General features: G+C 31.8%; 7 protein-coding genes. 1 reads left to right on the top strand and 6 read right to left on the bottom strand.

Features of this window, described 5'->3' with window-relative positions; translation table 11 throughout:
- Nucleotides 1–8 precede the first annotated feature (8 nt).
- The 3 genes from AWE51_RS21670 to AWE51_RS21660 all read right to left on the bottom strand — a co-directional run bounded on the left by AWE51_RS21670 (nt 9) and on the right by AWE51_RS21660 (nt 6,500).
- Entirely contained in the window at nt 9–1,490 is a 1,482-nt protein-coding gene (locus AWE51_RS21670) for a RagB/SusD family nutrient uptake outer membrane protein (protein ID WP_066318155.1), read from the bottom strand.
- 14 nt (nt 1,491–1,504) lie between these two features.
- The gene (locus tag AWE51_RS21665) at nt 1,505–5,209 is read right to left on the bottom strand and encodes a SusC/RagA family TonB-linked outer membrane protein (protein ID WP_198403853.1); all 3,705 of its coding nucleotides are present in this window, start codon (nt 5,207–5,209) and stop codon (nt 1,505–1,507) included.
- Between the two features lie 121 nt (nt 5,210–5,330).
- The gene (locus AWE51_RS21660) at nt 5,331–6,500 is read right to left on the bottom strand and encodes a FecR family protein (RefSeq protein WP_066318152.1); all 1,170 of its coding nucleotides are present in this window, start codon (nt 6,498–6,500) and stop codon (nt 5,331–5,333) included.
- A 136-nt stretch (nt 6,501–6,636) separates the two neighbouring features.
- Between AWE51_RS21660 and AWE51_RS21655 the strand changes: the two genes are divergently transcribed.
- Complete coding sequence (locus AWE51_RS21655; protein WP_066318150.1) at nt 6,637–7,173, top strand: RNA polymerase sigma factor; 537 nt, start codon at nt 6,637–6,639, stop codon at nt 7,171–7,173.
- Between the two features lie 29 nt (nt 7,174–7,202).
- On the opposite strand, the gene AWE51_RS21650 is transcribed toward AWE51_RS21655, so the two are convergent.
- The 3 genes from AWE51_RS21650 to AWE51_RS21640 form a co-directional block, all read right to left on the bottom strand.
- The gene (locus AWE51_RS21650) at nt 7,203–8,321 is read right to left on the bottom strand and encodes an MFS transporter (protein ID WP_317041849.1); all 1,119 of its coding nucleotides are present in this window, start codon (nt 8,319–8,321) and stop codon (nt 7,203–7,205) included.
- Nucleotides 8,322–8,659: 338 nt separating this feature from the next.
- Entirely contained in the window at nt 8,660–9,454 is a 795-nt protein-coding gene (locus AWE51_RS21645) for a sugar-binding protein (protein WP_082832553.1), read from the bottom strand.
- Between the two features lie 198 nt (nt 9,455–9,652).
- Nucleotides 9,653–11,941 carry a starch-binding protein gene (locus tag AWE51_RS21640; protein ID WP_066318144.1) on the bottom strand — a complete coding sequence of 763 codons (2,289 nt, stop codon included), beginning with the start codon at nt 11,939–11,941 and terminating at the stop codon, nt 9,653–9,655.
- Nucleotides 11,942–12,230: the final 289 nt, after the last annotated feature.

Here is a 12,230-nt window from a genome sequence, read left to right as displayed (position 1 = left end):
TTTATATTTTATCTAGGGTTTGGAGTTAATCCAAATGAAATTGCATCACTAGGAATTTGTACAGCTTTTCTAGGGTCGTTAGCTAAGAGTTCAAAAGTTCCCCCACCTTGACTTTCAGGAAGTACATGAGTTACTGGAATATTGAAACGCTTGATATCGAACCAACGTAGACCATGATCAAGAAATTCTTTCTTTCTTTCATCAAGGATAAGTTCTAAAACTCCATCTTGTTCATTAGCTGCTCCATAAAAAGTTACAATGGCTGCAACATCCGTATATTCGTTACCATTATATCGTAATCTCGCTAAAACGTTTACATCGTTTAATGCAGCTGGTTGATCTCCAAGAAATAAATTAGCCTCGGCTCTATTAAGTAGTACTTCTTCACCTTTTAACTCTTGTGCGATATGGTAAGGTAATCCTGAATTAGAAGATAAATTTTCTCTAAAAAAGAATTCTCTTAGTCTTGATAAATATCTTGCATCAGTACCTACATTCCATATTCCAGTAGATGTTCTTTGATCATTTACACCTAATGCGTTTCTAAATAATTGATTGATACCATTGATGTTCAATCTAAAACCAGTACCTCTACGTTGGAAATTACTAATTTTAGATATCACAAGGACATTACTTTCGTCTTCTGGATTACTATATTTATCTGCAATGTCATTATAACCTGACCCTTGAAGATCTGCATAGTCTTTTACATAAATTTGCGGAGCACCATCTAAGAAAAGATCACTATACTTCTTACAATTAGCATAATCTCCTTTCCATAAATAAAATCTTGATGCAAAAGCCTGAGCAGCTTTTTTCGTAAAATGATATTTGCCAGTTCCTGAAAAGAAATTATCATTGATCAGGGCTAATCCTTCTAATAAATCTTTTTCAGCTAGTTCATAAACTTCCGCTACTGTATTTCTAGTATAGCTAGGTAAGAACTCGGTCTCAGGCTTTAAAACATAAGGTACACCAAGATTTGAAGATGCGTTAGCATCAAAATGCAAACCAAATACATTTACTAACATGAAATGGTTGTATGCACGTGTTAAAAGAGCTTCACCTTTTACAGCTTCTCTTTGTTTGTCATCACCAGGTAGGTTATCAATTACTGCCAAAACTTCATTAGCCTGTGCAATTGCTTCATACGTATTATCCCAAAAATAGGTTGGCGTTTCTTGAAAAATAGCATCAACATCAGCCCAGGTATAAGTTTGTACATCTTGTATACGGATAGTATTTCCTCCAGAATTTTGTATTACACCAGCACCATCTGGATTTCCTGTTGGGCCTACTAAATCAGTATATGTATCTGTAAAAACATAACTTCCTTGCGAATATGCATCAGCAACTACCTTTGCTGCTTTGTCTACAGTATCTAGGTTTAACCTGTCATCTGGTGATTCATCTAAATAACTGTCACAACTTCCTACTATAGTTGCAAGAAGAAATAAGAGTATATAGGATTGTATTTTATTGTTCTTCATAATTTTTCCTTTTTTTAAAATCCAACATTAAGTGAAAGTGTTACTGTCTTAGGTACAGGTAATGCAGCACCACCAGAATTGAAAAATTCAGGATCCTGACCGTTCAAACCTTTATCAGAATATAATAAGAATAAATTTTCTCCTTGCATTCTGATTTTTGCAGAACTAATTCCAAGTCTTTTTGCATAAGAATCAGGTATTGTATACCCTAGTGCTAAAGATCTCATACGAGCATAGGTACCATCAACAACTCTTAAATCACTATTGTTATACAATTGATATGCATTATCTCCTCCAACTAAAACACCATTATTTACCGTAGCATTAAGTTCTGAAATTAGAATTCTACGATCTAAAATTGCAGGTATGTTAGTGATATTTTCATCTCCAGGAATTGCCCATCTATTGATTAGCTCACCAGGTAAAGAGTTAAAATCAGTATAAGAACCAGAAAAGTTACTGTTTAAACGAATTTTATAATCAAATTTAAAAGAAACATTAGCAGAAAGTGTAAATCCTTTATAAGTAAAAGTGTTATTAAAACCTCCAGCTCCTCTTGGCTGTGTAGGTCCTTCATATTTTAATATACGTTCAATATCCTCTCTACTTTGAAGGTTAATATCAGTAACAATGTTATTGTCAGCATCAAAAAATGTTGGAATACCAAATTCATTAAGTCCAGCAAAACGTACTGAGTATAATGCAGATATTTCACGACCTGTAAATGGAGATCCAGTTGGAGATATTAAATCTACCAAACGTGGATTAAATTGAAGTTCTTCAACTTCTTCAGTATTGTACCCTACATTTATATTACTCGTCCACTCAAAATTACCAGTTTTTATATTTGTAGTAGTTAAAGCAAATTCATAACCTTCAACACTTAGATCGGCAAAATTACCAGTCTTAAATGCTTCTCCACCAACACCACTGGTTTTTATAGTTCCAATTAAATCAAAAGAGTTACGTTTGTAATATCCTATCTCACCTAACACTTTGTTTCCAAACAATCCGAATTCTAATCCAGTACTAAATTCTTTTAATTTTTCAAAAGTAAGATCATTGTTTTCTAATGAATTAATTCTGATAATACTCTCTATATCTTGAGGTCTTAAAGGAAGTTGTCCTCTTAAGTCAAGAGATGCACTTGTCAAAGGACCTCTTCCACCAGATAATCCATAAGTAGCTTTTAACTTTAATGCATTTATCCAATCAGCTTTCATGAAATCTTCTCTTCCAATATTCCAGGCTCCACTAATATTATAGTTAGTTAAATATCTTGCTTTAGGACTAGAGCCTTGTAGGTTAGAACCGTCATATCTTAATGTACCATTAACGGTATATTTATTATTTAGAGTGTAACCACCATTAAAAAAGAATCCTACAAAACGATCTCTGAAATTTTCAATATCGAAATATTGATCGTTTCCATCTATTAATTGATCTATTGCATCTGGGTCAGTATTAATTAAGAAACCGTTTTCATAAGAAATACCTATACCATTATATTCTCTTCTTTGTCTATTGGTAGATTTGATTTCTTGTCCTAATAAAAATGTAAACTCATTGTTTTCGTTAATTCTTGGATTCCAAGAAATTGAGTTTCTCCAGTATAAATAATCTAAAACATCTTCATTATAGATATTAATACCTCCTTCTGGTAGTATAGAAAATGGCGGTCTAGTTGGGTTATCTCTATCTTGGTACAAAAATGGGTTTACACCTGCCAATACCCCTTCATCTGCTCTAAAAGCTTCTGCTTGGTTAGAATTGTCTCCAATAACATGCTCTCTTTGCGTAATAGCTTTACGATAGTTAAACGTTGAATTGGCAGTAAGGTTTTTAGAAATCTTATAATCTAAATCAGTTTGAAATGTAATATCGGTTACATCAATATTAATGAAGTTATTATCTAATTCATGTATAATATTGAATGGGGCATAATTCTTTCTAAAAAATTCTAAGTTACCATTTTCATCAAATGGAGTGATACTTCTACTATTAGTTAGAGAAAAACTATATGGGTTGATATCGAACTCACGTTCAAAATTACCATTTAAAGGGTTTAAAGTTCTATCATTGGTTCCTGGGGCAACTTGATCTCTAAAACTACCTATTAGCGAAGTACCTATAGAAAAATTATCAGAAACTCTAAACCTAGTATTTAATTTTGTAGTGTAACGCTGCGCTTCATCACCAATAGTCTGACCTTCATCATTTAAGTAACTTGCAGAAAAGTAATAAACAGCATCATCACTACCACCAGAAATACTTAAGGAATGATTTTGTTGTAAAGAAAAATCTTTAAATAATGTTCTGAACCAATCTGTATTGGCTACTTGAAACCTATCGAAAAAACTATCGGCTAACTGTCCATTAGCTCCTATTTCAACATCATTTGTTCTTCTAAGATTGAAATATTGCCCTAAAACACCAAAAGACTCTGCACGTTGGGCTGTGGTTAAATCAATTAATCCTTTTTGAACTAATTCGGAGTATACAGATAATTCTTGTTGAGAATTTAATACATTAAAATTAGTATATCTAGGTCTTAGTCTGTAAGAGAAGTTATTGTTGTAGTTTATTCTAAGTTTACCTTTTTTACCTGTTTTAGTTGTAATTACAATTACACCATTTTTAGCTCTTGCTCCATATAACGCGGTTGCAGAAGCATCTTTTAGGATAGAAAAACTCTTAATGTCATCTGGGTTTAATCCAGCAACAGAAGAACCTATTAATGAGTTAATATCTCCAGAAGATAAGTCATCTTGAGCTAGCTCTACATTATCTTCTAAAATTACTCCATCTACAACCCATATAGGATTGTTATTACCATTTAAAGAGGTATTACCCCTTATTCTAATTCTTGGTGACGCTCCAAAAGACCCAGAAACATTATCAACAACTACACCGGCATCTCGTCCTTCAAGTAATCTTGAAGCATCAGAAACACCATCAATTTTTATATCTTCAGTGTTCAATTTAGTTGCTACACCGGCAAATAAACGACGATCTATTTTTTGAAAACCGTTACTAATAACAACTTCTTCTAAAGATTCTACAGATTCTACAAGTGTAACAACATAATTTTTCTTGTTACGATCAGAAATGGTTATTAATTGATTTTGAAATCCTAAATTTTCGACTAGTAATACATTAGTTAACGAAACTGTTAATGTAAAATTTCCATCAAAATCTGTAACAGCTCCAATATTAGTACCTCTGATGGATACTGTAGTACCGGGAATGGGTAATCCTCTATTGTCAAGAACTTGTCCAGTAATTTCAAAACCTGTTTGAGGTTTTACTGTAGTATTTGCTTGACGTTTAGGTTTTATTGTAGTTTTTTTAGCATTGGTAAGTTTTTTTATTAATACAATTTGTTTGTCTACTATTTTGTAGGAAACATCTGTATTTCTGAAAATTTTGTCTAGAATAAATTCAACTCTTTTATTGTAAACTTTAAGAGAAACTTTTCTGTTTGTATTTACGTCTGATACCTTAAAAAATACTTTAAATTCTGTTTTTTTCTGAATTAAATCGAAAACATTTTCAATAGTTGAATTTTTTACATCCAAACTTATTTTAGTGTTTTGGGAGTAGGTATTTGCATTTATTCTAAAGAGAGACAGTAAAATTAGAAGTATTGTTAGTCTCATTTTTAAATTAAATATTAATTTTGCCGCACCACAAGTGCGGTTCTGTTTAATTTTTTTCATATTTTTAATATGATTTAATGATTGAACCATTGTTAAATTACGCTTATTCTAAAATCGGGAGATGTTCCAGCATTTCTCGATTTTCATTTTTGGGGTCATTCCATTACCATTCTTTTTTTGTTTAGGGATTAATAATTATTTCATTTTTTCTGATTGTATAATTGAAAAATGTATTGCTTTTAAAAGTTTTTAATACATCTTCAATACCTTCGATATCAAATCTTCCGGTGAATTTTTCTGACTTTATTTTTGAGTAATTTATTGTGATTTTTTTATCATAGTGTCTCTCGAGTTTCTTCATAACAGTTTCAAAACTTTCATTTTTGAAAAGAAGTATTCCATCTACCCAAGCGATATAATGTTGTGTGTTTACATTAGAAATATCTAGATTTTGTGAAGATTTTGATAAGCTTGCTTTTTGATTAGGAGCTAAAATCTTATCAGTTTTATGATCAAATCTGTTTTTATCTTTAAAAATACCAACACTACCTTCTACAAGAACAACTTCAGAAAAAGAATCATTGGCATAAGATGAAACATTAAATTTTGTGCCAAGCACTTCTGTACGAATTCCATTAGTTGAAACAATAAAAGGATCTTTTTCATTTCTTGCAACTTCAAAATATGCCTCGCCAGATAATTGAACTTCTCGAATCTTTCCAGAAATAAATTGTGACGGAAATTTAAGAGTTGAGCCAGCGTTAAGATGCGCGATTGTTCCGTCAGATAACACTAATTGAAATTTTTTACCGTAAGGGATTTTAAGAGTATTGTAGCTAATTTCTTCTTTAGAAGTATCATTATTTTTATTTTCATAAACAATTTTATTCTTTTCTTGAAAAGCTATAGTAGTTCCTTCTTTGTTTTCAATCTCTTTGAATAATTCATCTGCCTTTAAAATTTCGACATTACCATTATCTTTTTGTAAAGTAATTAGAGTAGTGGTATCTTTTGTAGTAAAAAAATCTCGGTTTAAGAATGCAGTTATCCCAACCAATAAACCAACAAAAACAGCAGCATATCTTAAATAATTGGTTTTTCTTTTTTTAACTGGTTTAGGAAGAGGTTTTTTATTCTGGATATGTTTTTTAAATAACAAATAAGCCTTTTCATCATCAAAATCCTTTTTGCTTAACTGGACATAATGATCAGCAAGAATACACTCCTTAAATAATCGAAGATTTTTTTCATCTTTTAATAACTCTTCGATCTCAATTGTATCAATTTCGGAAATCTCGTTATTTAAGTATTTTAAAATTTGATTTGTTTCCAAATCTGTAGTACTTTTCATCCTAATTATTGGCTTATTTATATGAAAGACTCCAAAAAATTAAAAAACCCTTACTCCTGAAACTGTTTTTTTTATTATTTATGTAATTTTTTTGTTAATTGTTTCGGGAATAGAGTTAAAAGTGGGTTAAAAAGGAATTGTTATAGAGAATAAAATTCAAATAGAAGAGCTCAAAAAAGGGAATGAGTTCGTTTATAGGCGTATTTATGAAATGCACTATAACGAATTATGTGCTTATATTTTTAGTTTGTCAAGAAATAAACAGCAAGCTGAAGATATTGTGCAAAATGTTATGCTCAATGTTTGGAAGAATAAAGAAAAACTAAATATCAACACATCTGTTAAAAACTATCTGTATAAATCATGTTATAACGAGTTGATCGATAGTTATAAAAAAAATAAAAAAGAACTAAGCTATATAGAACGTATAAAAAAGGAAACTTTAGATTTTTTTGTAGAAGAAGATAGTAATTATATCAAAAATCGCATACGCTTAGTAAATATAGAAATCGAAAAGCTTCCTCCGAAGTGTAAAGAAATTTTTATATTAAACAAAATACAAGGTTTTAAGTATAGAGAAATTGCTGAACAGTTGGATATTTCGATTAAGACTGTAGAGACACATATGTCTAAAGCTATGTCAAGAATTAAAGAAGGTCTTAATTCTATATAGTACTGCATAGAAATTCATAGGGTATACCATTATTTTCTTAAAGAGTATAGCCCAAAGATTGGTCCAATACATAAGAATACATAAAGTAGAGTAGGGTCTATTATATTCATTAAAAATGATAGCAACTGAATACTGATAATAGTTATGGCAAAACCTATACTATTTGTAATTGTTAGAGCAGTACCTCTTAGTTCTGGAGGGGAAGAAGCAGCGACCATTGTTGAGAATTGCGGTGAATCCGAAATCACTACCATGCCCCATATACATAATGCTATAATAAACCAATCAGGAGGTAATTTAAATAATAGAGGAGAAACTAAACAAAATACTCCTGAAATGAGTATAGAATTATAAGCTACTTTTTTACTACCTTTTTTTAAAGAAATTAACCCTCCGATTATGCAAGATATTGCGCCTATACCAATAACAATAAAAGACCAAAATGATATTTGAATTCTAACAGGATGAATACTGGCGTAGGTTTTTAAGATTACAGGAACAAATCCCCAAAAAGCATATAATTCCCACATATGACCAAAATAACCAAATGCAGATTTTTTGAAATTTGGAATAGTAAAAAGTTGCGTAATCACTCCTAATTGTAGTTTAGAAACAGGCTTTCTATATGGGCCATCAGCTACAAACAACCACATACTGATTCCGCCAATAAAGGCTAATGCCGAAGTACTTATTATAACAGCTTTGTAATCGCTACTCCATGAAAATTCATTTATAAAATGTGGAAAAGCGGTTCCTAATACTAATGCTCCTACCAAATAACCTAAAGCTTTTCCTAATCCACCTTTATAATAATCAGAAGCTATTTTCATTCCTATAGGATATATCCCCGCAAGAAAGAATCCGGTACCAAAACGCGCAGTCAATAAATTAAATACCGTAATATTTGGTACTAATAATAATAAATTACAAATACCTCCTAATATAGCGCAAATCATGAATATTCGTGATGGCGAGTACCGATCGGCAATAGTAAATAGGGCAAAAGTAAGTGTGCCAATTATAAAACCGAATTGTACAAAAGATAATAGATATCCCAAAATATCAAAATCAACCGTAAATTGTGTAGCAAGGTCATCAATTACTGCGTTACCTGCAAACCATAAGGATGTGCAAAAAAATTGTGAAATAATGATTACCGGAAGTATGTAAAACTTTGGTTTCAGAATATTTTTTTAATAAGGTTAATTTAGTGCGCTACTCAAAAGTAATGAAAACCTTTATGCCGACGGTTATTATGATAAGGTTTTTCAACTTCTATATTTACTACAAATTTAATAGAAGTAAATTAAGAAAATAATACGACAAAAGATAGAGGGAAGTTTTAGAATGTAAATCGGTTAGCTAATTTTAATATTTTAAAAGTAATTGGTATTGGTTATCGTTAACTAACAAAATTAATTTCATATAAGTAGTATTCACAAGAACATATAGAAAAGCTTCTCTATGTTCTTGTGAAATTAAGATGTTATTCTTTTAAAACAATTGTACCAAATACGTCTGCGTTAATCCAACCTAAATTTTTTTCTTCACCAGGTATAAATACCGAACCAATGAAGTTTTCTCTTTCTTTACTGCCATCATTATCATTATAAGCAATTGCAAAACCAAGCTTTTGATCCTTACTAAGTATTACAGGATCGTTAACTTTTCCTTCTTCATATGAATCATCATAAACAATCATCTCAAATTCCCATACAGTAACATCACCTTTAGTTACTCTTTTAGTCGTAATATGATTGTTATATAAAAGAGGTTTTTCATCTTTTCCTAAATCAACGACATTACCATCAAGTGCCACATGGTACGCAAAAGCATTGTTTGTAAACTGATGGTTTCCACCAGAATTATCTGCATCAATAAATATTTCTACACAATCATCATCCCACCATAGTGTAAGTGGATCTTTGTATTGATCGTATATTTTATCATCTTTAATTTCTACAAGTATATAAATGGCTTCTGGTGTCCAAGCCATTTTGTAACGTCCAAAAAAGTCATCAACAGTATATTCTTCACCTAACCATCGTTGATCCAGCCCATACCATTTTACTTCTTTCCATATAGGATCGTCCATATTTCCATCAAGTTTAGGTACAATTGTAGCTTTTTTGATTTCTCTTATCTGATGATCTTTTTTTGTTGATATACGCGTCGTTGTAGTTGGTTCAATACTGGTTGAAGTATTTGCGATAGCATTTTTTTTCTCTGTTTTACAGCTTAATACAATTATTAAAATATAAGCGATGAGTATTTGTTTCATCTAGTATTCTTATGGTTTTGCGGTTAATACTAAATATTCGACATGCTATAAGTGTATAATCAAAATAGTATATAGAATATAATTTAGGTTAAAAGTAATAAACAAAATTTAAAAAGCGGTTGCTACTTATAGAATAAGTAACAACCGCTAATCTCTCTCAATAATAATACGATAGCTAGGTTAAGATAAAAATTGGGCTTATTCTTGGATCCCCTTTACTTGATCCAAAATTTTTCCATTTAATTTTATGGTATAAAAATATATTCCTTTAGGTTGTGTTGTATTATTTTTTATATCAATCGCATGTGTACCTGCTTGGATAGGTTGATTATAAATCGTTTTTGATTGACCAATTAAATTTGACACGGTAATATCCAACATACCTTTATTAACAGTTGTGATATACAATTTAGTTTGATCTGTAATTGGGTTAGGAGCTATTGCAACTTTTGATTCAATTATAGGAGAATCATCGATAAAAGTTCTTGCATTTTGAGATGGACAATTTGTTGGACAGTTATTAGACCATACGCCAGTTCTTTTTCCATTACTACTGCCTGTAACCCTAAACCATCCATCGGTTCCTCTTGTGAGATCGATGGTTTGTTGATCATTACCTCCATTATTAAAGACAACACCAACATTGTTTGCATTTATACCATTTGGTAGTGTAAATGTATTTCTACTCCAAGAAGTTCCATTTAAATTATTCATTGCGGTTCCGGGCCATTGCGGTGTCCCTGAGAGAACCTGATTCGTAGCTTTGTTGTAAAGATATACATTGGCAGTATTTCCCCATCCGCTATTTGGTTTTAAGAAATTTAGAGTTACCAAAGTATTAGTAGGGGGATTTGTTTCTCCTGGGCATCCAGAAGGACAAGTATTTGTCCATGTATCAGTATACCAACCTGTAGTATTTCGAGATAAGTTTCCGGTTTGATTACTTCCCCCATCATTAAAAATAACTCTAATATCATCGGCAGATGTGCCTGCTTGTGGAGTTACCGTATAAGAGTACCACTGCGTTCCGGATAAGTTTGTAGCTTGTTGTCCAGGCCAATTTGAAGTTCCGGGCAATGTAGAGTTTGCTGATGAATCAAAGAAATAAGCATTAATAGTGTTACCCCATCCAGAAGGTTTTTTGAAATTTACAGTAAATGGAGCAACAGTTTCATTTCCACCTCCATTATTATTTCCTCCCTGTGTCCAGACCGCATAATCATTTCCTGATGTTCTTAATACCCATCCGGTTCCATTAGGTGACCAATTGCCTGACCCCAATTTCATTGCTATAGTTCCATCTCTACCATCTATATATGCTGCATACAAATCATTTCTTGCTTCAGCAATGTTTATTGATGAACCTGCAAAAACTCTAACACTTTTTCGTATGGCTATAAGATCGGTAATAGCATTGCGTACGCCCGAACCTGTATCGAAGAAGTGAGTCCAAAAGACCATTGGGTTTCCTGGGTGTGTTAAAATATAGGCATATCCTTTTCTTAAGTTGCTTTCTCCTCCAGGGAAAACGAAATCCGATCCACAGCATTGTTGAGCAAAACCTGTATCATGATTATCTAAGAACGTTACAGATTTAGCAGGATTTATTCCAATCATTCCAGAAGGTCTTCCTTGAAAGTCTCTAAGGAAAGATAAGTTATTAGCTCTTATTGCATTTTGTAAACTAACTTTTGTATTAAAATCAAATGCAGACGATGATTGCTGTGTTCTATTCACAAAATTATTAGTTTGTACTCTGCTACTTTCTAAGAGTTCTCCAACGGCAAAATATGGATTGGTCGCATCGTTGTATTCTTTATTATAAATAGGGTCATATCCATGTACAAAATCATACCTCCAGCCATCAAAACCAATATCGTTTTTAAGAAATCTCATCCATTTTATGATTTCAGCTCTTACAGCAGGGTTTTTATGATCTAAATCTCTTGCTGCTGCAAATGTTCCGTTAGAACCATCTGCTTTAAGGCTAAATCCAGGTACAAAATCTCCATTAATACTAAATTCTACGGGTCCATTTACAAAATTTCTTCCTTCATCATCTGCAGTAATATAAAACGTAGGCCATGCTGGATTAGTAAATGTAACAGCGTCATTAGTACCAACTCTATGATTAATAACTATATCACTGATTACTTTAATTCCAAGTGAATGATATTGATTGATTAGATCTTTTAATTGAGCTTCTGTTCCGTAAGCACTGTTTAGATTATTTAGCTCTCGAGGTAGATACCCCTGAGGAGCTGCAGAGTTACTTGGTGGTGGCATCCATATTAAATCAATACCGGCATCGTTTATGGCATTTCTATTTTGAGATACTACGTCATACCAAGTTTGACCCGCTGGTTGGTTCTGAACATTCCAATCAAAAGCTTGAAATAGAACATCCTCATCCTGGGCATTTGCATTTAATAGTGGTAAGCAGAATAACAGGAGTGTTAGAAAGCGCATTAAGTTTGTGTTTTTCATTTTATTTTTTTTTGGTAATCAATTATGAGTTTGTGTTTTCACTATCCTTTACAGTAAAAATGTATATGGGTCAGTACAATTTTGAATATGTGGCTTTTGTTCGTTTTAATGGTGTTTACGAAAATTTGGTAGTAAATAATTGCTGCCCCGAAGTGTTATTTTCCCTAGTAAAGGTTATGGATTCTGGTTTTTAGAAATATCGAAAATAAATAAGATGTTTTCGGTTTAAAAGATTTCAATTTCATAAAAAGTAATTTTTCGTTTATAAAAGTATGTTTTGTGTTAACTT

It is taken from the genome of Aquimarina aggregata (assembly GCF_001632745.1).
Lineage (GTDB): Bacteria > Bacteroidota > Bacteroidia > Flavobacteriales > Flavobacteriaceae > Aquimarina > Aquimarina aggregata.
The sequence above is the reverse complement of the archived record's forward strand: the minus strand, read 5'-3'. Positions and strand labels throughout refer to the sequence as shown.